This window comes from Chryseobacterium sp. KMC2, assembly GCF_016756935.1.
GTDB classification, from domain to species: Bacteria; Bacteroidota; Bacteroidia; order Flavobacteriales; family Weeksellaceae; genus Chryseobacterium; species Chryseobacterium rhizosphaerae.
The window spans coordinates 36,293-58,067 of sequence record NZ_JAESIT010000028.1; the positions used below are offsets into that span (position 1 = coordinate 36,293).

22 protein-coding genes are annotated in these 21,775 nt (G+C 35.6%); 11 read left to right on the top strand and 11 right to left on the bottom strand.

Annotation, left to right across the window (positions count from 1 at the left end; translation table 11 throughout):
• Positions 1 to 48: 48 nt before the first annotated feature.
• Both JML65_RS22075 and tssO read right to left on the bottom strand, forming a co-directional pair.
• Positions 49 to 573: a type VI secretion system transmembrane protein TssO gene (locus tag JML65_RS22075; protein WP_047494630.1), complete on the bottom strand. Its 525-nt coding sequence runs from the start codon at positions 571 to 573 to the stop codon at positions 49 to 51.
• Positions 574 to 585: 12 nt separating this feature from the next.
• Positions 586 to 1,098 (bottom strand): type VI secretion system TssO, encoded by a 513-nt coding sequence (gene tssO, locus JML65_RS22080; RefSeq protein WP_237390965.1) that lies wholly within the window; start codon positions 1,096 to 1,098, stop codon positions 586 to 588.
• A 203-nt stretch (positions 1,099 to 1,301) separates the two neighbouring features.
• Between tssO and JML65_RS22085 the strand changes: the two genes are divergently transcribed.
• The 7 genes from JML65_RS22085 (at position 1,302) to JML65_RS24040 (ending at position 8,890) form a co-directional block, all read left to right on the top strand.
• On the top strand, positions 1,302 to 1,973 hold the full coding sequence (locus tag JML65_RS22085) for a response regulator transcription factor (RefSeq protein WP_047494635.1): 672 nt from the start codon (positions 1,302 to 1,304) through the stop codon (positions 1,971 to 1,973).
• Positions 1,974 to 2,222: 249 nt separating this feature from the next.
• Positions 2,223 to 2,513 (top strand): HU family DNA-binding protein, encoded by a 291-nt coding sequence (locus JML65_RS22090; RefSeq protein WP_002984212.1) that lies wholly within the window; start codon positions 2,223 to 2,225, stop codon positions 2,511 to 2,513.
• A 367-nt stretch (positions 2,514 to 2,880) separates the two neighbouring features.
• The gene (locus JML65_RS22095; RefSeq protein ID WP_047494638.1) at positions 2,881 to 4,440 is read left to right on the top strand and encodes a ribonuclease E/G; all 1,560 of its coding nucleotides are present in this window, start codon (positions 2,881 to 2,883) and stop codon (positions 4,438 to 4,440) included.
• Between the two features lie 73 nt (positions 4,441 to 4,513).
• Complete coding sequence (locus JML65_RS22100; RefSeq protein WP_202272250.1) at positions 4,514 to 5,944, top strand: T9SS type A sorting domain-containing protein; 1,431 nt, start codon at positions 4,514 to 4,516, stop codon at positions 5,942 to 5,944.
• Between the two features lie 68 nt (positions 5,945 to 6,012).
• On the top strand, positions 6,013 to 7,443 hold the full coding sequence (locus JML65_RS22105) for a T9SS type A sorting domain-containing protein (RefSeq protein WP_202272252.1): 1,431 nt from the start codon (positions 6,013 to 6,015) through the stop codon (positions 7,441 to 7,443).
• 99 nt (positions 7,444 to 7,542) lie between these two features.
• Positions 7,543 to 8,013 carry an OsmC family protein gene (locus JML65_RS22110; protein ID WP_047494646.1) on the top strand — a complete coding sequence of 157 codons (471 nt, stop codon included), beginning with the start codon at positions 7,543 to 7,545 and terminating at the stop codon, positions 8,011 to 8,013.
• Positions 8,014 to 8,239: 226 nt separating this feature from the next.
• Positions 8,240 to 8,890, top strand: a complete 651-nt coding sequence (locus JML65_RS24040; protein WP_262484697.1) for a response regulator transcription factor — start codon at positions 8,240 to 8,242, stop codon at positions 8,888 to 8,890.
• A gap of 201 nt (positions 8,891 to 9,091) precedes the next feature.
• Here the strand turns inward: JML65_RS24040 and JML65_RS22120 are convergent, their stop codons facing one another.
• From JML65_RS22120 to JML65_RS22145, 6 genes are all read right to left on the bottom strand, one after another.
• The gene (locus tag JML65_RS22120; RefSeq protein WP_202272254.1) at positions 9,092 to 10,603 is read right to left on the bottom strand and encodes a carboxypeptidase-like regulatory domain-containing protein; all 1,512 of its coding nucleotides are present in this window, start codon (positions 10,601 to 10,603) and stop codon (positions 9,092 to 9,094) included.
• An 11-nt stretch (positions 10,604 to 10,614) separates the two neighbouring features.
• On the bottom strand, positions 10,615 to 11,979 hold the full coding sequence (locus JML65_RS22125; RefSeq protein WP_202272256.1) for a CsgG/HfaB family protein: 1,365 nt from the start codon (positions 11,977 to 11,979) through the stop codon (positions 10,615 to 10,617).
• Positions 11,980 to 12,003: 24 nt separating this feature from the next.
• A complete protein-coding gene (locus JML65_RS22130) occupies positions 12,004 to 12,414 on the bottom strand; it encodes a curli production assembly/transport component CsgF (RefSeq protein WP_047494654.1) in 411 nt (136 codons plus the stop codon).
• An 11-nt stretch (positions 12,415 to 12,425) separates the two neighbouring features.
• Complete coding sequence (locus JML65_RS22135; protein ID WP_237390966.1) at positions 12,426 to 13,160, bottom strand: curli production assembly/transport protein CsgE; 735 nt, start codon at positions 13,158 to 13,160, stop codon at positions 12,426 to 12,428.
• 7 nt (positions 13,161 to 13,167) lie between these two features.
• Positions 13,168 to 13,560 (bottom strand): hypothetical protein, encoded by a 393-nt coding sequence (locus JML65_RS22140; RefSeq protein WP_237390967.1) that lies wholly within the window; start codon positions 13,558 to 13,560, stop codon positions 13,168 to 13,170.
• A gap of 175 nt (positions 13,561 to 13,735) precedes the next feature.
• The gene (locus JML65_RS22145) at positions 13,736 to 14,554 is read right to left on the bottom strand and encodes a hypothetical protein (RefSeq protein ID WP_047494660.1); all 819 of its coding nucleotides are present in this window, start codon (positions 14,552 to 14,554) and stop codon (positions 13,736 to 13,738) included.
• Between the two features lie 348 nt (positions 14,555 to 14,902).
• Between JML65_RS22145 and JML65_RS22150 the strand changes: the two genes are divergently transcribed.
• From JML65_RS22150 to JML65_RS22165, 4 genes are read left to right on the top strand one after another with little or no spacing between them, the layout of a single operon-like run.
• Positions 14,903 to 15,532: an NUDIX hydrolase gene (locus JML65_RS22150; protein ID WP_047494663.1), complete on the top strand. Its 630-nt coding sequence runs from the start codon at positions 14,903 to 14,905 to the stop codon at positions 15,530 to 15,532.
• 27 nt (positions 15,533 to 15,559) lie between these two features.
• Complete coding sequence (locus tag JML65_RS22155) at positions 15,560 to 16,366, top strand: lysophospholipid acyltransferase family protein (protein WP_047494666.1); 807 nt, start codon at positions 15,560 to 15,562, stop codon at positions 16,364 to 16,366.
• A 16-nt stretch (positions 16,367 to 16,382) separates the two neighbouring features.
• Positions 16,383 to 16,820, top strand: a complete 438-nt coding sequence (locus JML65_RS22160; protein WP_047494668.1) for a hypothetical protein — start codon at positions 16,383 to 16,385, stop codon at positions 16,818 to 16,820.
• 6 nt (positions 16,821 to 16,826) lie between these two features.
• Entirely contained in the window at positions 16,827 to 18,164 is a 1,338-nt protein-coding gene (locus JML65_RS22165) for a UDP-N-acetylmuramate--L-alanine ligase (protein ID WP_047494671.1), read from the top strand.
• 108 nt (positions 18,165 to 18,272) lie between these two features.
• On the opposite strand, the gene JML65_RS22170 is transcribed toward JML65_RS22165, so the two are convergent.
• From JML65_RS22170 to JML65_RS22180, 3 genes are all read right to left on the bottom strand, one after another.
• Positions 18,273 to 18,722: a lipocalin family protein gene (locus JML65_RS22170; protein ID WP_115919690.1), complete on the bottom strand. Its 450-nt coding sequence runs from the start codon at positions 18,720 to 18,722 to the stop codon at positions 18,273 to 18,275.
• A 48-nt stretch (positions 18,723 to 18,770) separates the two neighbouring features.
• Positions 18,771 to 19,832 (bottom strand): NAD(P)H-dependent flavin oxidoreductase, encoded by a 1,062-nt coding sequence (locus tag JML65_RS22175; protein WP_202272258.1) that lies wholly within the window; start codon positions 19,830 to 19,832, stop codon positions 18,771 to 18,773.
• Between the two features lie 175 nt (positions 19,833 to 20,007).
• On the bottom strand, positions 20,008 to 20,883 hold the full coding sequence (locus tag JML65_RS22180; RefSeq protein WP_084086658.1) for an aldo/keto reductase: 876 nt from the start codon (positions 20,881 to 20,883) through the stop codon (positions 20,008 to 20,010).
• Positions 20,884 to 21,775: the final 892 nt, after the last annotated feature.

Sequence of the window (21,775 nt, forward strand, 5' to 3'; positions counted from 1 at the left end):
TAATAATTGTGATGTGTTCTGTTTAAGTTCCTAATATTTTATTTCAGACTATTGAGTTCGTGCTTTCAGTGCACTTTCACGCTCATAGAGTCTATTCTGTTTATCTTTAAAGCCAATTCTGCAGTCTTCAACCTGTTTTTCAAATCTCTTGATATCTTCTGTAGTCGTTGAAACCACTTTTTTATCTTCAAAATACATTTTGTAAAATTTGGCAATTTGTGGGTAAGCATCTTTTCGGATATCAGAAATATCATAGTTGCTAAAGTAGCTGTTCAAATCGTTAATACCTACCTGAATATTATTTTCCACAAAAGGCTGTGGGGCTTCGTCCGTAAGTTTGGTGATCATCGTGTAAGTGCTGTCCATGATCGGTAACACAATCTTTTGGTGCTGTTCAAATTCTGCTTTCTGTTCAAGGTTTTGAATACCTCTTACATCTTCATCAGAAAATGGAGATTCAAATCCTTTTAAAAAGATAATTCCCAGAAAAATCATAGACATCACAAGCATCAGTATTAAATAAAAAAACTGATAATGCCTTTCCTTTTTAGATAATGTAATTTGTCCTTGCATTGTTTTTCTTTTTTATTTTCTTCTTTTACTTCCCGTGAAATTTCTTGTAGGGTCTTTTCTGAGCTCATTATTGGCTCTTACCGTTTTGCCCATGCATTCTTCAAGATCCCTGAAGACTATTTTCTTTTTGTATTCTACCTCAATGATCTTACTTTTTAAGTTCATGATAGATCCAATCTGCTTCATCAAGACAGCATAATGCTTAAGGCTTCCGGCACTATCTTTACTCATGATATTTTTGGCATCCCTTACATTATCCATAATACTGGTTCTGAGAAAAACATCATTCTCCACCTTGTTTATATTAAGCTGGGACATTTGGTCGTAAATAATATCAACGTGATTTTTCAGTACATCACTTCTTTGCATCAGTTCCTTATAGGCATCAGCTTCCTTAGTGATTCCCTCTCTTTGCATGTCATAACTCTTAAAGAAGAGAAATAAACACGCAAAAGAAACCACAGACAAAACAGCAAAAGATAGAATAAACTTCCAAATGCCCGTTCTGACGTCAGATTTGTTCAATTTTTTTTCCCGATTTGAAGACATAATTTGCGATTTGTTTGGCCTGTGAAAGTATAAAAAAAAAATTTTATGTACAATACGTATTTTCCCTCTGCAAATTTCGTGAAAACCCGGATTAACCTAATATTAATTTTCTCTTTGATAAGTTTTTCCTAAATTAGGCCTCTGAATTTCAAATATCATTTGCCAAATCGATATTAAGAATGAGTAAAATATTATCTAATACCGTGCGTTTTTCTATAGCTGACAGCGATTTTTATTTTAAAAAAATAATGATCAAAACGCTTATGGAAAACCCTTTCTATATGCTTCTGAACGACTGTAATAACGGCCATGAGCTGGTAAACAGAATCTACAGAAGACAGGAAGACGTGTTCATCATAGAGCTCTTTATGCCGGTATTAAGCGGAATTGAAGCTATAAAATACATCAGGAAAAGTAATACGGAAACCCCTATTGTTACTTATTCCGGGACCTTTCAGGAAGATATGGCCGAAATTCTTGCAAAGATTCCCAATACGTATTACTGTCAAAAGAAAAGCAATACGATAAAGGATATCATTAAAGGAACTATTGCTTCAGATGAGTTTGATTATCATACTTATTCTAAAGAATGGGAACAGCAGCCCCTTGCCGTACAGGAATACATGGACAGGCAGAAAAAAAGCCAGGAAGAACTTTCTCCGGCAGAAATACAGCTGATGAGATTCTGCTATGAAGGATACAGCAATAAGGAAATTGCAGAGAAACTGAATTTAAGCACCAGAACGATTGACACTTATATCAACAGGCTTACAGAAAAGCTGGGATTGAAAACCAAGCTTCATCTCATCCGTTTTTGTGTAGAAAACGGATATTATAATTCCAGTATGTAAAAAAGTTTGAATAATTACAGGACGTCAAAGAGGAGTTATTATTGAACCGGTTGAGCACGGTTCTTTTTCACTTTAATCATTGTTATACGGCTATATTATAAATTTATTAAATGATCATAACTCTGCCTTAATATAGTGTTTACAATAAAAACTCAACGATCAGAACAAAAATATTTCGCCACTAATTTGCTAGTATTCAATTTTTTTAACTAAATTTGCACACCTAAAATTTAAAATTAAAATAAGGAAATGACAAAGGCAGAATTGGTAAACACCATCTCAAATAAGTTGGGAACAGAAAAGAATGAAACACAGAAAGTTGTAGAAGCTTTTATGCAGGAGATCAGAACTTCTATGTATAATGGGGATAACGTTTATCTAAGAGGTTTTGGATCTTTCATCATTAAAACAAGAGCTGCTAAAACAGGAAGAAATATTTCTAAAAACACTGCAATTGAGATTCCTGCTCATAACATTCCTGCTTTCAAACCATCAAAATCTTTTGTGGAGAAAGTAAAAACTAAAGTCGCAGTAAAATAAGAACATTAACTGAATATTAACTAGTTACTAAAAAATTAAAATTATGCCAAGCGGAAAGAAAAGAAAAAGACACAAGGTTGCAACACACAAGAGAAAGAAAAGAAGAAGAGCAAACAGACATAAGAAAAAATAATCTCTTCTTCTCGAGATTTACAATATAATAATATAGTTGGTGGTTTTAAATTTTAAGACTCACCGACTATATTTTTATTTACAACTATAAGATTCCGCGGAAGACAGCCGGTTTCAAATATTATTTTAATAAAAATATAATGGTTTTCATTCTAAATCCTTATATTTATATTTATGAATTAACAGAGACACCAGCCAATTTCCTATAATCTTAACAATTTTATCTAATAACAAAATGAAGAAAGAACTAATAGTTTCGCATGAAGATGATCTTACAAAGATTGCACTGCTGGAAGACGGAAGACTATGTGAACTTCATGAGCAAGAGGACAAAAGCGATTTTATAGTTGGAGATCTGTTTATAGGAAAAGTAAAAAAACTGGCACCTAACCTGAATGCCGCATTCGTTAATATTGGATATGACAAGGATGCTTTTCTGCATTATCAGGATCTGGGCCCACAATATCTTACATACAGAAAGTTTTTAAAAGATACTATTTCTAAAAAACAAAGCACTTCAAGCTTAAAAAATTTCGAGATACAACCCGAAATAGACAAAAACGGAACAGTAGACAAAGTAATTGCAAAAGACGATTTGGTTCTTCTGCAGATCACTAAAGAACCCATTTCCACAAAAGGCCCAAGGATTTCTACCCAGGTCTCTCTTACCGGAAGATTTTTGGTTCTGATTCCTTTCGACAATAAAGTTTCCATTTCCAAGAAAATAAGAAGTTTTGAGGAAAAAGAAAGACTGAGAACCCTCATTGACAGTATCAAACCTGAAGGATTTGGGGTTATTATCAGAACAGTGGCCGAAGGAAAAAAAGTAGCTGACCTCCATAATGATATGAATCAACTGATTCAAAAATGGGAAAGCACTTTTAAAAATATCCAGAAAAATAAAGTTCCGTCAAAAGTTTTAAGCGAAGAAGATAAAGCTTCCGCTATTTTAAGAGACAATTTTAATCAGGATTTCGTCAGTATTATCTGTGATGATGAGCAGATGGTCCATGAGATGACCAATTATGTTGAAGTAATTGCTCCCGAAAGAAAAAATATTGTCCAGTTTTATGACTCTCATATTCCACTTCTGGAATATTACAATGTTGAAAAACAGCTTAAACAAAGCTTCGGTAAACACGTCAACATTCCAAGCTCAAAAGGAGCATACCTTGTTATTGAACACACAGAAGCACTCCATGTTGTGGATGTCAATTCCGGAAACAACATTACTACCGGAGCCGCTGTCAATAAGGAACATGCCCTAAAAGTGAACAAAATGGCAGCCACAGAGATTGCCAGACAGCTACGTCTTCGAGACATGGGAGGTATTATTGTCATCGACTTCATCGATATGCCTAATGCCGACCACAGAAGAGATCTTTACGAACATCTTAAAGAGGAGATGAAGCGTGACAAAGCACGCCACAAAATCTTACCTCCAAGTAAATTTGGACTGATCCAGATTACCAGACAGAGAAACCGTCCGGAAAAACAGATCGAAACCAAAGAGGAAAACCCTAATAAAGACGGAGAAATTGTAGCTCCTATTGTTATTGTGGAAAGAATGGGTGAAACCATCAGAACCATCATGCAAAAAGAAAAGGGTAAACTTTACCTCCATGTACATCCATTCGTAGAAGCTTACCTTACTAAAGGAATCAAAAGCATCCAGATGAAATGGTTTATAAAGTACAAAAAATGGGTAACCATTATCCCAAGGGATTCTTTTAAATATTTAGAATACAGAATTTACAATTCAAAAAAAGAAGAATTGATAGGACATTCTAATTAAATCAAAACAAAATTCAAACCTTCAGCTATGCTGGAGGTTTTTTTACTACATTTACACCAAATTTATTTACACAATGAAAAAAAGTTTATTTCTTGTACTCATTCTGATTATTCAGAGTGTGTATTCTCAGATCGTTTCTTATGATAACACCTTTGCTGTAAACGGAAAACATACTATTACAGCTGGCGCCACTGCCAATTATCTCACCAAAATTCTTCAGCATACCGACGAAAGTATTTACTTCACATACGCCAGAGACAATGCTATTTTAAACAGTCCGGAATGCGTGGTATCAAAACTTCATCCCAATGGAACCCTTGATTCTACTTTCGGAAATAATGGAGAAACTGTGATTAGCAACTATTTTACGGCTGCAGACAGTCAATTAACTCAACAAACAGACGGCAAACTTTTAATCTATGGTTTCAATACCGACGGATCCGCCATTACAAGGCTGCTGCCCAACGGCCAGATTGATACTACGTTTGGAGTAAATGGAGTTGCAAAAATCACCAATGTTTTTACGGATTTCAATGGATACGGCTATGGTTTATATGTGCAAAATAATAAGATCATTATATATGGATTATCCACTGATGGACCTTCCAATTTTTATAAAACAATTTACAGATTGAACAACAATGGAAGTATTGACAACACATTTGGTAATAACGGTTCTATCAAAACAACTGGAAATTTTGTATTTCTAGACAGTCAATCAAATATCATCAGCCTGATTAGTGATCACAGCCATACGAATGCAAATACCCTATACCCTAACGGAGGATTGGAAAAATACACCCCAGATGGACAGCCTTTAACAAGCTTTGGAAATAACGGAACTTTGGCTTTCAACACTTATCCGGGAATGGTAGGAAATGCCCTCATAGATAGCAATAACAATATTATCTGCTATAATATGAATAACGAAATTTTCAGAATTAGTGCTAACGGGGCTTATGATACCTCTTTTGTATTTGACAGTGCTAACGCCTATCCTTTTGCAATCATCAGCTTATCTTCTGTAATGGAAAAAAACAACAGCTATTATATTGCAGGACAGACAGGAGCAATGGGAGAGACTTTTTTCATTTCCAAACTGACACCTTCAGGAACTGTAGATCCCGTTTTTAATTATTACTCCGAAACTACTCCAACTTCAGAAGGAATTGGTGATATGATTATTAATAACAATTCGATCATTGCAGGAAGAGGAACTCATATTTTGAAATTTTTATTAAGTAATTCAACATTAGGAACCTCTGCCAAAGTAACGGAAACCAATCTTCCTTTATTTTCATTTGAAAATCCTGTTCAGCAGAATTTGATTTATCATACCAAAGAAAGAGTACAGTCCATAGAAATATATGCTTTAAATGGTAAGCTTATCAAAAATATAGAAAGTAACAACACCCGTATTTCTGAGGTCCCAAAAGGAGTTTATATGGCAAAAGTTGTCTTTGAAAATGGAAAGACAACCACAAAGAAGCTGATCAAAAACTAATACATATTTCTAAAATGTTTGTTTAAAACAGACACTTTTCATTTCTCATTAAAAACTAAAAAACTACAATGACAAAAAAATTATTTCTCGTGCTGCTTCTGGCGGCACAGACTGCTTTTGCACAAATCATCTCTAAAGATCCAACCTTTGCTTCGAACGGTGTCGCTGAAATCCCCAGCTACTCTATGAGTAACTCGTATCAAATGGTTCAAAATTCTAATGGAGAAATTTATTTTACTTATAATGTGGACGTTGCTACGGGAGTCACTCACGGATTTGTATCCAAGCTTACCCCTAATGGACTCCTGGATCAATCTTTTGGAAACAATGGAACGGTTAAGCTAGCTTCCGAACCATTCATGAACCAAATCAAGCTACAGGCAGATGGAAAATTATTAATTTTCGGTTTATGGGGCAATGCTCAAATAGTAAGAATGCTCCCTACCGGTCAGCTAGATCCTACCTTTGGTACAAATGGTATATCACCGGAAATATATGCCGATCATGATGATTTCTATAATTCTTATGAATTTATTCTGCAGAATGAAAAAATAATTGTGCATGGCATCAGGAGAGATCAAAATCCACATCATGCAATCTACAGACTGAACTCCAATGGAAGTATAGATCAGACTTTTGGTAGCAACGGTTATGTATCCACACAGGGAAACATTACCGGCAGAACATTTGTGCTTATTGATAATCAATCTAATATTATCAGTTTCAGTGACAATATCGGCGTTATTGAAAAATTTGACTCCAACGGACATCCTATGGCAAGTTTTGGAAATAATGGAGTGGCACAAATTAACATTAATGGCTTCGCTGTAGGGAATGTTAGTGCTGCAATGATGGACACTAATAATAGAATTCTTTTCTCAACAAATGAGAATCATGATATTTTCAGAATAAATCCGAACGGAACCCTTGATAACACATTTAATTACGACTTATATACCAGTCTGGGATTAAGTGCAGGGCCGGATATTTTTAGTATAAATGAAAAAAACGGATCTTATTACGTTGGAGGAAATGCTGGAAACACATTATTTAGTACTAATTATTTCATTTCAAAACTTAATCAAAATGGGTCTATAAATTCCACGTTCAACTATTATATAGAACCCAATTTTGCTGATCCTCCCTATCTTACTCCCCCTTTCTCAGGAATAGCAGAAATGATTGTGAATAACAATAATATTATCGTAAAAGGGAATAATTATATTGTAAAATACCTGCTCAACAGTGCTACACTATCGACAACAGACATTGCAAAAATTGATTCTGATATTTCTTTTGAAAATCCAATTAAAGAAAGCTTAATCTACCATACAAAAGAAAAAGTACAATCGATAAGAATATATACTTTAGATGGTAAGCTTATAAAAAATATAGAAGGTAACAATACCCGTATTTCTGAGGTACCAAAAGGAGTTTATATGGCAAAAATTGTCTTTGAAAATGGAAAAACATCTGTAAAAAAACTTATAAAGGATTAATTTCCCTTTTAAAAATTTTACAGGTTGATAAAAGTATTTACTTACAGGCTAAGTAAATACTTTTTTGTTTTTTAAGCTTAAACAAAATAAATTTACAGTATGAATAAAGAACACCACTACAAAACCATCATCCAATGGACCGGAAATAAAGGAACCGGAACCAGCGGCTACAGAGATTATGAAAGAAGTCATACGATTTCTGCAGAAAACAAACCTGATATTGAAGGTTCATCCGATCCTTCTTTCCGGGGAGATAAAAAGAAATATAACCCGGAAGAAATATTTTTGTCTTCGCTTTCCTCATGTCATATGCTTTGGTATCTTCATTTTTGTTCCGAAGCAGGCGTTATTGTCATAGACTACACGGACGAAGCTACGGGAATAATGGCAGAAACATCCAATGGTAGCGGACATTTCACCGAAGTAACCCTATATCCTACAGTGATTGTAGCTGAAGAATCTATGATTGAAAAGGCAGCACAGCTCCATCATAAAGCCAATGAATATTGCTTTATTGCCAATTCTGTTAATTTCCCTGTAAAACATATCCCCACAACGTTGATTAAATAATTTTATCATTAAAAAAAACACTCAACAAACCATTATAAACACTGAGTTTTAACAACAATAACTCTAAAATATACAACTAAAATTCATCAAAAAGAGATTTATTTATCAAATAATCAATAAAAAATAAAATTTTTTACATATAAATTCATTAAAAAGCGTAAATATTTATCAATTTTACTTAAAATGTGATTTTTTATTTATATTTTTATATAAATAAAACAAAACCATGATGAAACCCAGATTAACCATTTTTGATGAGCCCATGCTGTATACGGAAGGACTCTCAAAACTGCTTATGCAGAGTAAAATTTTTAACACGATTGACATCTGTAATTCTTTAGAAACCCTTTCCAGGCACTTAAAAGATCAACCTCCCGAAATTCTGGTAATGAGTTCCAACATCCTTATGTTTACTGAACTTTATAAATCTATAGAAGATATTACCCATGAATATAATGGTATAAAAATCATTATTATAGGAAACTGCTATGATGTAATTGATATCCGAAAGCTTTTCAATAAAGGGATTAAAAGCTATCTCGACAAAAACTGTAAATATGATGAATTCCTGAAATCCATCAACGCTCTTCTGCTAAACGAGATCTACATCTGTGATCACGCCAAAGAAAGAATGATCAGCTTTATCAGCAATGAACAGGAAAAGCGGAATCTTCATATGAAAGATCCCCTTACCCGTCGTGAAATGGAAATTCTAAAACTTATTTGTGACGGTTACAGCAGCAAAGACATTTCTGAAAAACTCTTCATTAGCATCAATACAGTAGAGACCCACCGGAAAAGAATCCTTTTGAAATTGAACGTAAAAAACTCTGTAGGAATTGTAAAATACGCATTAGAAAATCATATCATCGACTAAGCCATAACCAATTATCATTAACCAAAAACTTCCAAACCTTTCGGTTTGGAAGTTTTATTTACGATCATGAATTTCTAATGACTCGTGCTTATGAAAATTCAGCAATAAAGGTTGGAAAACTTAGAGCTAAGACCTGTGATGGGAAATAAAAATCTTAGCTCATACACTTTAAAACCTGTTTTTCCCCTTTATCACTATTCGTTACTCATAATCCGGCATTTCACCATTAGTAAAGAGAGAGGTTCGTGAAAGATCAGTCATACTGCTGTTCAGATCTATGACCATTACATTTTTCAACGAGATATTATCATTGGAGGTATTCATAAAGATCACCTGTGCATTATTCGGTGAGAATCTTGGATCAAGATCATTGGTTCCCATAGGTTTCTCGCTTGCATCAGAAATATCGTACACCGTGTCATTGACGAGGTTGTAGATAAAAATATGAGAATCAAGCTGACGGTAGTTTCCGCTTCCATCCTGATATCCCGAAATATCCCGGGTAAACAGAAGAAGCTGACCATCTACTGAAAAATTCAGTCCCCCACTGGCACCTGCTGATCCTGAAACAATGGTTTTAAGAGTATTTCCGGTCATGTCAATAATGTAGATTTTTGTATTGTAGCCATTGTAATCATTGGTTTTCAAGGCAACTTTGCTTCCGTCATAGCTCCAGTCGCACTCGGAGATCATACTTCCATCCGGAGTGGTATACACCAGATTCAATCCACTTCCGTCCTTATTGATCCGGTAGAGTTTATTAAAGTTTGAATAAATAATTTCCTGACCATTGGTACTCCAGGCAAAATCCATTTCATAATTATTAAAACCCGCTGCCGCAACAGTTGTTACCTTAAACGGATTGGAACCATCAGGATTTGCCGTATAAATATGGGTACTTCCACCTTCCGTACGTAGAAAGGCAATGAGACCGGCGTTATTATTTTTCCTTGGCCGCCAGCTGTTATAAGAAGCACTGGTAAACTGAAAATTATTCCCTTGTGCATCACTTGATATGATTACAAAATTACCATTCTGTTTCTGTACATAATGATACCTGTTGGCAGGAACTGTATTGGTCGTAAATTTACCTATTGAGCTTAAAACTGGCTGGTGAATGTCGTCCGAAACAGACACCTGCCAGAAGTAACTTACACCAAACTTCAGATTTGACAGCGAATAATGATTAGCCGTCAAATCATTAACCTGAATCACATTAGTGTCAAGATTATTTTTAATTGTTAAACTATATTTTAAAACATCTGCCGTATCGGGATCTGTGGCACTCCAGGTCAGCTCCACACTCAAAGGCTGATTGACCGCATTGTCTATCGGACTTAGCAATTGCGGTGCTGTAGGTGGTGAATTCAGAGATGTATCATCATTCATTTCAAACACCACTGTTACCACCTGATTCTGGTTCTGTATATTAACCGCCTGAAAGCTTGTCAGGTATCCGGAAAGTTCTGCTTTTACAGAATAATTACCAATGGGCATTGCATTAATTTCAAAAGAGCCGTCTGTACCGCTAAAAACCGTCTGTGTGGTAGGGTTTGTGAAGATTTTCACGTTAGCAAGAGGTACATTACTTCCCCTTTTTACTACTTTTCCTTTTAAGACTCCCGTCTGAGCTTGTTCTACAAGATCTTCATTGCATGAAAACAGACAAAAAGCAAGGATAAATATGCTGAGTATTTTTATTAAAGTTTTCATAGTTTAGATTTTTATTTGTTTCCAAAATAGAAGTTGATTCCCAATGCAAAGCGCAAAGACTGGTCTTTTCTTTTTCCATTTACAAGCCCTTCCCAGTTATCTTTAAAACCGAGATCGTACTGCGCGGAAGCTCTCAGGGAGATATTATGGTCAATCATATACTCGAGTCCGCCACCAAACTGCCCTTTATACTGAGGTTTGTATTTTGAATACATCGCTCCTGCGCCTCCGTAAACATATGGACTGAATTTATATTTGGGAAAAAGCAGAAATTCGAGATTCACCTCGGGACCGAAATAGTTTCTTTTCACAATATTCTCATTCTCCAGTGTAAAATAACTACCATTGACCTCAATATTAAAATTAGGGTTGAGAAAATATTTAAAGCCCACTTTTCCTCCAATATTCATTTTGGGGTTCACATAATCATCTTTAACCTTTTGTGCTTCAATATTTGCAAATACAGCGACTTTCTGTCTATAATTTTCAGGAAATCTGTTGCCCACTACCCTTCCTTTGTTCTGATCCTGTTCTCTGTTATATTCATTGATTAAAGATTGGTAAGCAGATGTATTTTCTGCTGCTTTTCCCCATATTTTATCTCTCACCCCTTCAACAATCAGAGATTTCACCGCTTTTTCAATGGCTTCAGTCACCGCAAGCTGAACGGGTTCGTTCTGGGTAAGTCCTACTTCAGCTTCAAGAAGCCTTTCCGTATCAATATATCTGAAAAAGCTCCCGTTTATACTTGTTGAAAGAATCGTTTTGGAAGTATAGACTGTTTTAAGAATCTCCCCATTAAGGGTAGAAACAGCACGCAGGTAAATGGTAATCCTGTCCTGACGGTATTGGGTAGAAGCCCCGATTCCGAAATATCTCGCACCAAGCCCTCCCGTCATAATATTACTGTCATAGGAAATCACACCCCCTTCCAGAAGAATGCCCGCGTATAAAAGTGGGGGTAATGCCTGGTTATTTTTATCGGCATCTTTCATATATTCCTGTCTGGTGGAACGGATGATCTGTCTTTCATTGAGAAGATTTGCAATATTTTCCCTTTCAATAGGGATAAACCAGCGGCTGTCTTCCAATGCTTTAATAAGGATGGTTGTAGTACCCTGCGGTACTGCCGTACTCCAGTTATTCCCATTTTCAGAAGGTTTATACTGACCGGTCTGGTCTCTGAATTTGTAGACTCCTATGACTATTTTTTCACTAGGCAAAGGAAGGTTTTTCAGTTCTGTAGTAGAAGTCGTGGTCTCTCCCATCGTTGATTTCTCGGGATCCGATGGCAAACCAAAGATCGAGCTGCAAGCCTGCAATATACATAGCAGGAGTGTACAGAAAAAAATTCTGGTGTAAGTGTAAGTTCTCATGATAAGTCTGGTTTTTAGTTATGGCTATTTTGGAATCACGATCTCGGACTGATCGCCTGTACTGGTATCCAAAATATTAATCAAAAGTCCCTGATTGGTCGTTGTAATCTGAAGGTAAAGTGATCCGAAAAGATAATCTCCGGGCTTTATTCCTCCATCTCCGAACTGATCTTCAAACAGTTTTCTGGAAAGTTCACTTAGTATCTGGCGGTTGAGGCTCTGACTGAAACTGTCCAGTGAATTCAAATTATCAAGAAGGCTTTTATAATCATCTTTTTCATCAAATTGATTTTGTGCATTGGCGGAGCTTAGAAGCCACTGATAATTAAAGGTATCTCCTCCGAAAGCCGGATTCACAGGTTTATAGACAAGTTGCTGAGATTTTCCGTAAAAAATACCCGCAATAAAGGTCAAAATAATGATACACGTTTTCATGGCGAATGTTTTTAGTAGATGAATTCATTTTTAATAAGGTTTTTCTTTACATTAAATTCTTTAATATATTTTAAACTGGCAGCGAGCTGCTCTTTTAAATAGTCTTCACTTGGATTGGTCATAAAGCTGTAAACAATCTTATCTTCAATCTGGATATTGATCTGACCGCTTGTTCCCCGAAGAGGAAGCTCTGAAATAGTGACGGCCCCACTGCTTTTATCCGGAAGCTGGCTGTACTGCATATAGAAAAGGTCATAAAAATCCTTTCCTACTTTAGTTTTGGTTTCATCAATCGTAAGTCCTTTAAGTTCGAAAACCGCATCCTCTTCTATTTTAGCCGCTTTTCTTTTAAAAAAAGTATTGTTAATTTCCAAGCTGTCTTTGGCTATTAGATTTTGGTTTTCCTCGTCCCTGATATAGAGGAAAGCTTTCAGGGCATCTTTTGGTTCAAGATTTACACTGATTTCAGATAAAACTTTTACTTCATTGGGATTAACAGAAAATTTACCGCTTTGTTTGTTATTGGAAAGGTTTCCATCACTGTTCTTTTTGATAGATACCAGAAGATAATTCAGCTCCTTGTAGACCGCTGTATTGTTCATGACAACAGCTTTCAGTTTGATCTGATTTTCAAGGAGACTATTTTCAAGCCTTGCAATTACTTTTTTATCATCCTGCCCATAAATCATCACAGACAGGAGGATAAAAAAAGTGTTCAGGCTCATGGAGTATAAAATTTTCATCATTTGTGTTTTAATAATTTCTCATGAAAACAGTTTTATTATCTCCTTTCATATTGATCTGCATTCCTTCCGAAATACTGTTACTCCCTGTAACATCAATAATGTTATTATTTCCCTGGGTAGTAATGCTGGTTTTTGTTTCCTTATCTGTAAAGGAATTGATAAAGTACAGTGTATTATAGTCTCCCAGTTGTTTTACTGCTATACTAGTCCTGGCATTAAGAGAAAGTTCAGCATTATTGAAATCACCGATTTGGATGACATAAGACAGATCCTGATCCATATTCTGCATGGTTATCATATTAAAGATTGTATTACTATTGATCTTATCCCAGTCTGTATTTTGCGCATGCAGGGGCAACATCATAAAAAGAAGTAATACTCCCCATTGTAAATTAAGCATGACATTAGTTTTTATTATTAAAGGTACATTAATAGAGAATCGGGAAAAACACACCTGGTAGGTATTGATATAAAATCACGGTTTACCGGTATATTTGTCTTGAAATAAAAAAAGGAGAAACCCTGCAGTCTCTCCTTCACAATTTCTAAGATTTACAGTATTGTTACTAAAGGCCTTAGTTTGATTGAGTGATTACCATTGAATTACTGTTTCCTATCTGAGTTCCTACATGAATGTGAGAATCACCGCTTTGAGCCACCCAGGTAAAGTTACCGTTACCCAACTGAACATCTATCGCTGTGTTGGAATCTCCTAACTGAAATTGGTATAATTGATTACTGTTTCCGACCTGTAATCCCATAGAAGTGTTATCATCTCCCATCTGAACAGATCCTGCAATATTATTATTACCTGCCTGAGTATGAGTAGCACTGTTATCATTACCATCCTGATATTGTACCAAAAGGTTAGCATTTCCTACCTGAAGACCATCAGCATTATTTCTTCTTCCTAATTGAGTCTGAGCAGCTATATTACCTGTTCCTATCTGGATCATCGAAGCATCATTTCGTCTTCCGTCCTGATATTGAACAACCGCATTACCCACGCCAAGCTGTACTGAAGAAACACTATTTCTTCTTCCAATCTGAGTTTGATCTGTAGAATTTAATATTCCAAGTTGCCAGGTTACTGCAGAGTTTCTGTTTCCCTGTTGAAGCACATCATTAGAGTTTCCTAAGCCTATCTGATCAACATCAATAGAGTTTCTGTTACCAATACTTTGTGCTGTATTCACATTCAAAACTCCTACCTGATCAATGTCTGCTGTATTACGGTTTCCATTCTGTGTTAAAGAATTAATGTTCAAAAGACCTGTCTGGTCCACGGTAGCAGTATTTAAGTTTCCAATCTGTGCAGTCACATCAATATTAGATTGAGCAAAGCCGAAACTCATGGCCAATAGTGTAAAGACACCTGTAAGTAAATTTTTCATTTTGGTAAAAATTAATTGGTTAATAGTAAGACAAAGGTAACCTGTGCCCCAAAGTGAAAAACCACCATCAAAGTGTAAATTTCAAAAATCATGGTTTCCGGTTTTGAAAGTCACCATTTATGGTTTTCCCTGTATCACTGGTTTCAGTTACGGGAAAATACGGTAGCAATATGGGGCAGCTGGTCATGATTACTCCACTTTGCTTGTGAATCTTCCCCACACCCTAATCACCATTCACTTTGCGAAGTAAAAAATTCACTCTTGACGGTTCTATCACTAAAAAAATCAACATAGGTTAATTATTGTTAAGCCCTTTAATTCTTCGAGATATATTGTTAAATTTGGACTATGGAAAATTTTGGAAAAGATTTATTAAGGAAAATAACGAATGTAGAGCTGCCTGGTGAGCATGCACACGGGGTATTCTCACCCCCTTACCGTCCTGTTTTCACCTACGATGAAGTGCTGGCAAAGAATCCCAAATTTGCCGCAGTAAATATTGTATTGTATTTAAAAGACAATGAATGGTATTTTCCTCTGATCCAAAGAACAATTAATGAGCATGACAGACATAGTGGCCAGATTTCACTGCCTGGCGGAAAACGTGAGGAAATGGATCAGGATTTTGCGGAAACAGCCATTAGAGAAACCTCTGAAGAAATTGGAATAGATAAACATTATCTGAGAGTGATCAGGGAAATGTCCCCTATCTACATTCCACCAAGTAACTTTTATGTGTATCCCTACATTTCATACACTAAAAAGAATCCACTTTTTGTTCTTCAGCAAAGCGAAGCTGTGGAAACAATTGAATTTCCTATCACCTCTTTTCTAAATCTGTCTGACACCCCGGAAATGATGGCTCTTCCCAGTGCGGGAGGGCATGAGGTTCCTGTGATTAATTTCAACGGATATATTATCTGGGGCGCTACAGCGATGATATTAAGTGAATTCAGCCAGTTGCTGAAAAATATGTAACTTTGCACAACCGTGTTTAATTGAGAGATGGCGAAGAAAAATATTTTCACCGATGCATTCGGAACACCTTATTTTTTAAAAAGGTTAGTTATTTTTATTTTAGGAATTGTATCCTATAGACGATTCAATGGCTTTAATAAATTGAAGATAACCGGCACAGAGCACCTTGTGGATCTTCCGGACTCTAATGTACTTTTTGTGTGTAACCATCAAACCTATTTTGCGGATGTGGCAGCAATGTACCATGCTTTCTGTGCCGTAAATAATGGTTATTTAAACACCATCAAGAACCCGATCTACCTGTTGAATCCAAAGATTGATTTTTACTATGTAGCCGCTGAAGAAACTATGAATAAAGGTATTCTTCCAAAAATTTTTAAAATTGCAGGCGCTGTAACCGTAAAAAGAACCTGGAGAGCAGAAGGTAAAAATGTCAACAGAATGGTAGATATGAGTGAAGTTGACAATATCATGAAGGCTTTAGACAATGGTTGGGTAGCCACGTTCCCACAGGGCACAACATCAGCTTTTGCACAAGGAAGAAGAGGTACGGCCAAACTGGTGAAAAACCAGCGTCCCATCGTAATTCCTATCAAAATAAATGGGTTTAGAAGAGCTTTTGATAAAAAAGGACTTCGTGTAAAAGTAACCGGTGTAAAGCCAACCATGGAATTTAAAGCCCCTTTGGATATCGACTACGATAACGAAAAGGCACCAGAAATTTTATTAAAAATTATGACTGCCATTGAGCAGACCGAAGATTTTAACCTACTACACACTTATGATGAAGAACTTAAAGCTAAAAAATTAGAACAACAGGACCCTAATAATTAAAGTAAATTAAAGAATTATGAACAGAATAATAGGAATCTTATTCGCCATCATAGTATTAGTTTCGTGTAATAGCCAAAAAGTATATTCAGATTTTGATATAAGTTATTCCAAAAGTGGAGGATATGCACCGGTATATGAAAATCTACTTATAAAAGGTAATAATGCACACTATTCTTTCGAGGGGCAGGGTAAAAAATACAAACAGGATTTTAAAATCTCAAATGAAGATTTAAAAAAACTGGACCAAACCCTCTCTCAGAACAATTTTAGAAGAATTCAGGAAAGTCGTAAAAAACTTTATGATAACATTACGACTTCTATCAATATCAAGAAAGGGCCAAATGAAGGCAGTAAAACAGATGCAAGTCTGATTGTTCCCAACTATCAAACCAATTGGAACAATATCCTTCAGGTTTTCCAGGAGCTCATTAATAATAATGTTAAAAAACAGTAAATACAATTGAAAACCCACTTCATTGCCATTGGCGGAAGCGCTATGCATAATCTTGCTATTGCGCTAAAAGATAAAGGATATCAGGTTACAGGTTCAGATGATGCTATTTTTGAGCCTTCAAAATCCAGATTGGAAAAAAAGGGACTCCTGCCACAGGAAATGGGCTGGTTTCCGGAAAAAATAACTTCGGATATTGATGCTGTTATCCTGGGAATGCATGCGCATCAGGATAATCCTGAATTGGCAAGAGCAAAAGAATTGGGTCTAAAGATATATTCTTATCCGGAATTTTTATACGAACAGTCAAAAAATAAAACCAGAGTGGTGATTGCCGGTTCACATGGTAAAACAACCATTACCTCAATGATTCTCCATGTTCTGAATTTCCATCAAAAGGAGGTAGATTTCATGGTAGGAGCACAGCTGGAAGGTTTTGACTGTATGGTAAAACTGACTCAGGATAATGATTTTATGGTACTGGAAGGTGATGAATATCTATCTTCTCCTATCGATCTGCGTTCAAAATTTTTATTATACCAACCGAATATCGCTTTAATGAGTGGTATTGCCTGGGACCATATCAATGTTTTCAAAACTTTTGACGACTATATAGATCAGTTCAGAAAATTTGTGGCAAGCATTACTGCCGGAGGGGTATTGGTTTACAACGAAGAAGACCCGGAAGTAGTAAAAGTAGTGGAAAATGCTGAAAACTATTTCAGAAAAATCCCTTACAAAACTCCTGAATATGAGATCAATAACGGAAAGGTTTATCTAAAAACTGAAATGGGAGACATTCCTCTTTCTGTGTTTGGAGCACACAACCTGCTAAACATGGAAGGAGCCAGACATATTTGCCGACAACTCGGAATTATGGATGAGGATTTCTATGATGCAATTATGAGCTTCAAAGGAGCTTCCAAACGTCTTGAAAAAGTAGAAAGAGAAGATAAAGGAACTCTTTATAAAGACTTTGCCCATGCACCAAGTAAAGTGAAAGCAGCGGTAAAAGCCTTCAGAGAGCAATTTAAAAATGAAAAGAAATACGGATTCCTAGAGCTTCACACTTATTCCAGCTTAAATCCTGCCTTTTTAGAGCAATATGACCATGCAATGGATGGATTGGAAGAAGCTATCGTATTTTATTCTGAAGATGCATTGAAAATCAAAAGAATGGAACCTATCTCTCCTGAATTCATTAAAGAAAAGTTTAAAAATGAAAATCTAAAGGTTTTCACCAATGCTGAAGACCTTCATGCCTACTGGAATACTTTAGATAAGACTAATGGTGCTTATTTGATGATGAGCTCCGGAAATTTCGGCGGCCTGGATCTGACAAAATAATTTTAATTTGAAAATAAGCTTATCTGACCATTTGAAAATAGAATGCTTATTTCAGATTTCTGTAAAAAACAAAAAACCTTTCAGTTGTTCTGAAAGGTTTTTTATTTTTTATTTGATTTTTCTAAAGTATCTTATCACAAGATCCTTTACACCATCATCATCTCGGTCTTCTGTACGGTCTTCCGTCACCATTTCAGTAGGAGTCAGTTTAGACACAATTACAGCATTGCTGTTATTATCTTTATACCAGAGTTTTTTACTGGTTTTATCATAGGTATACTGGGTATTATAAGCTTCTGATGGAACACATACTCCTTTACTTAATGCATACCCAACTGTATTCAAATGGGTCTGATTAAACTCAAAAGTATTTTCCGACTCACAACCTTCCGGATAATGAACTTTTACTTTATTGTTGAATGAAGTATGTTCTTCACCTTTATACTGATTCCATGTTCCAATGATAGGAGATATCTCCTGTTCGTTATTATTATCATTATCAGTACTGCATGATCCTATTACTGAAAATACAGTAAATGATAGAAATATTTTTTTCATTATTAAGCCTACAATTATATTTAAGGCCCGAAGATAAAGCTTTTATTTCTACTTCACCTCTGTTTGAATAATGAGATTCCTCAGGATTTCTTCTGTAGAAAGCTCACTGTACTTATGAATGGACTGCCCTACCCAAAGTCCCAGGAAATCTGAATTCTGTAAAGACTTTGCAACTTTACGCAGCTGATTGGTCAGTTTGTTTTGATATGGATAAGGTAAAATATATTCTGAATTTTCAAGAACTTCAATGTATTTATTTTTAACCCCTCTGGCATATCTTCCTGAAAAACTTTTCGTTAAAATAATCTCATCTTCTCTCACCTTTTTAAGCCTTTCTTTTTCAAAAGGGAGCAAAGCACTTTCTTTAGATGCCAATAAAAGATTACCTACCTGGAAACCCTGTGCTCCCAAATCCTTTATTGCCTGTACTGTTTTAGCATTATAAATTCCCCCTGCATAAATCAATGGAACATTCACATAATCATAAACCTGTGACAATAGAGACAAGCCTCCAATCTTGGGAATATCATCTGCATCAAAACTTCCTCTATGCCCTCCTGCTTCTATCCCCTGCACACAGATCATATCAATTCCTGATCTTTCAAGAGTCAAAGCTTCTTCTACAGAAGTACAGGTGCCAATAAGGGTTAGTCCGTTTTCTTTTAATTTCTGAATACTTATATCATCTAAATTTCCAAAAGTAAAGCTTAGAATCCTGCATTTTTCAGCTATTATAGCATCTATTTGTTCATGATAAGTATGTAATTGAATAGCTTCAAGATCCGGAAGACTGACTTCAATATGATTCTCTAGAGCCAACTGTTCTATAAACTGTTTGGCTTTGACAAATTTCGTTTTTAGATCCGCTGTGATTTCTGGAATAGAGTGTACAAAAATATTTGCCGCAAAAGGCTTATCAGTAAGCTTTCGGGTTTCTCTGATCAGCTCTATAGACTGATCGGCTGAAAGATCAGCCAGCGCCAGAGAGCCCAGACAATCTGCTTTTGCTGCTGCTGCAACCATCTGTGATGTACTTACTCCAAACATTGGAGCCTGAATTACAGGATATTTTACCCCTAATTTTTTACTGATTGTATCCGGCCAAAACATAAGGATTATTTTTATTAGAAGTTACGGATAAGCAGACAATACTCATGATTAAACGAATATGATATTGCTCACAAAGATGATTTTTAATAATAATCCCACAGATTTCACGGGAGATACAGACCTTTTGATCTGTAAAAATTTGTGAAATCTGCGGGATTATTTCAATTTTTTATTACTAAATATCTGCTACAGCATTCAGCATCTTCTGTTCCCATTCCGGATCTTTCGGATCAAAAAACAGTCTTTTTCCTGTATCCAAAGAACGGACAACATTCATTTCATCTTCTGTCAGTTCAAAGTCGAATACATTAAAGTTTTCTTCAATTCTTGACGGAGTTACAGATTTCGGGATAACCACAAAACCTTCCTGTAAATGCCATCTCAAAATAACCTGAGCTACAGTTTTACCATACTTTTCGGCAATAGTCTTTAATTCTGCATTGTTCAAAAGATTGGCGTTTCCGTTTCCAAGTGGGCTCCATGGCTGTGTAATGATGTTATTTTCTCTGTCGTAAACCTGTAATTCTTTCTGCTGGAAAACAGGGTGGAGTTCAATCTGATTAATCACCGGTAAAACACTTGAATGAGCTTTCAGTTCTTCCAGTTTCTCGATAGTAAAATTACAAACTCCTATTGCCTTAATCTTTCCTTCCTGATACAATTCCTCCAAAGCTTTCCAGGTTCCTAAAAAGTCCCCGTAAGGCCAATGCACAAGATACATATCAAGGTAATCCATCTGTAATCGGTTTAAGGTTCTCTGAAATGCACTTTTTGTTTTTTCATACCCATGATCCTGAACCCAAACCTTTGAAGTGATAAACAGCTCATCTCTGTTGATTCCGCTATTTTTCACAGCAGCTCCCACCGCAGTTTCATTCTGATAAATGGCAGCTGTATCAATCATTCTGTACCCTGTCTGAATAGCTTTAATGACTGCATTTTCACATTCCTTCAGGTCTTCCATCTGCCATACTCCAAATCCTAAAGCAGGAATATCTATCCCATTATGTAAGGTTACTACAGGTTGCCCTGTGTAGGTTTTCTTTTGCATAAACTCTTAGTTTTAATTTTTAATATAAAGTGATTAAACAAATTTGCAATAAAAATTTGAAATTTTCACCTACCATTTTTACTGGTTTTGTTAAAAAAATGTTATTTAATAAGCTTTTTGGAGCATTATTTTTTGAGATCATAAAGGATTGGAAAAACGCAAAGACGCAAAGGGTTTTTCATACTTTATGCCATAAGACGCAAAGATTTTATCTCCGATAAAATGGAATGCTGCTAATCTAAAACTGCAATATCCTACTTGATAAGACTTACTGAAAATCTTTGATTTTCTTGCGCCTTAAAAACTGTTTACCATGAAACTTCTTTGCGTCTTTGCGTTTTTCCAACACATTATAACATGAAAAATTTATTTAATGTTGGAAACGCAAAGACGCAAAGGTTTTTACATACTCTACGCCATAAGACGCAAAGATTTTATCTCCGATAAAATAGAAGGCTGCTAATCTAAAACCGCAATATCCTATTTGACAAGACTTACCGAAAATCTTTGATTTTCTTGCGCCTTAAAAACTGTTTACCATGAAACTTCTTTGCGTCTTTGCGTTTTTCCAACACATTACAACATAAAAAATCCATTTAATGTTGGAAACGCAAAGACGCAAAGGTTTTTACATACCCTACGCCATAAGACGCAAAGATTTTATCTCCGATAAAATGGAATGCTGCTAATCTAAAACCGCAATATCCTATTTGACAAGACTTACCGAAAATCTTTGATTTTCTTGCGCCTTAAAAACAGTCCTGCTTATTAAATCTTTGCGTCTTTGCGTTTTCCCAACACATTATAACATAAAAAATTCATTTAATATTGGAAACGCAAGGGCGCAAAGGTTTTTACATACCCTACGCCATAAGACGCAAAGATTTTATCT

Coding starts and splice junctions, on each gene's coding strand:
- JML65_RS22075 (WP_047494630.1), bottom strand. CDS start 573: ATGCAAGGACAAATTACATTATCTAAAAAGGAAAGGCATTATCAGTTT.
- JML65_RS22085 (WP_047494635.1), top strand. CDS start 1,302: ATGAGTAAAATATTATCTAATACCGTGCGTTTTTCTATAGCTGACAGC.
- JML65_RS22090 (WP_002984212.1), top strand. CDS start 2,223: ATGACAAAGGCAGAATTGGTAAACACCATCTCAAATAAGTTGGGAACA.
- JML65_RS22095 (WP_047494638.1), top strand. CDS start 2,881: ATGAAGAAAGAACTAATAGTTTCGCATGAAGATGATCTTACAAAGATT.
- JML65_RS22100 (WP_202272250.1), top strand. CDS start 4,514: ATGAAAAAAAGTTTATTTCTTGTACTCATTCTGATTATTCAGAGTGTG.
- JML65_RS22105 (WP_202272252.1), top strand. CDS start 6,013: ATGACAAAAAAATTATTTCTCGTGCTGCTTCTGGCGGCACAGACTGCT.
- JML65_RS22110 (WP_047494646.1), top strand. CDS start 7,543: ATGAATAAAGAACACCACTACAAAACCATCATCCAATGGACCGGAAAT.
- JML65_RS24040 (WP_262484697.1), top strand. CDS start 8,240: ATGATGAAACCCAGATTAACCATTTTTGATGAGCCCATGCTGTATACG.
- JML65_RS22120 (WP_202272254.1), bottom strand. CDS start 10,603: ATGAAAACTTTAATAAAAATACTCAGCATATTTATCCTTGCTTTTTGT.
- JML65_RS22125 (WP_202272256.1), bottom strand. CDS start 11,979: ATGAGAACTTACACTTACACCAGAATTTTTTTCTGTACACTCCTGCTA.
- JML65_RS22130 (WP_047494654.1), bottom strand. CDS start 12,414: ATGAAAACGTGTATCATTATTTTGACCTTTATTGCGGGTATTTTTTAC.
- JML65_RS22135 (WP_237390966.1), bottom strand. CDS start 13,160: ATGATGAAAATTTTATACTCCATGAGCCTGAACACTTTTTTTATCCTC.
- JML65_RS22140 (WP_237390967.1), bottom strand. CDS start 13,560: ATGCTTAATTTACAATGGGGAGTATTACTTCTTTTTATGATGTTGCCC.
- JML65_RS22145 (WP_047494660.1), bottom strand. CDS start 14,554: ATGAAAAATTTACTTACAGGTGTCTTTACACTATTGGCCATGAGTTTC.
- JML65_RS22150 (WP_047494663.1), top strand. CDS start 14,903: ATGGAAAATTTTGGAAAAGATTTATTAAGGAAAATAACGAATGTAGAG.
- JML65_RS22155 (WP_047494666.1), top strand. CDS start 15,560: ATGGCGAAGAAAAATATTTTCACCGATGCATTCGGAACACCTTATTTT.
- JML65_RS22160 (WP_047494668.1), top strand. CDS start 16,383: ATGAACAGAATAATAGGAATCTTATTCGCCATCATAGTATTAGTTTCG.
- JML65_RS22170 (WP_115919690.1), bottom strand. CDS start 18,722: ATGAAAAAAATATTTCTATCATTTACTGTATTTTCAGTAATAGGATCA.
- JML65_RS22175 (WP_202272258.1), bottom strand. CDS start 19,832: ATGTTTTGGCCGGATACAATCAGTAAAAAATTAGGGGTAAAATATCCT.
- JML65_RS22180 (WP_084086658.1), bottom strand. CDS start 20,883: ATGCAAAAGAAAACCTACACAGGGCAACCTGTAGTAACCTTACATAAT.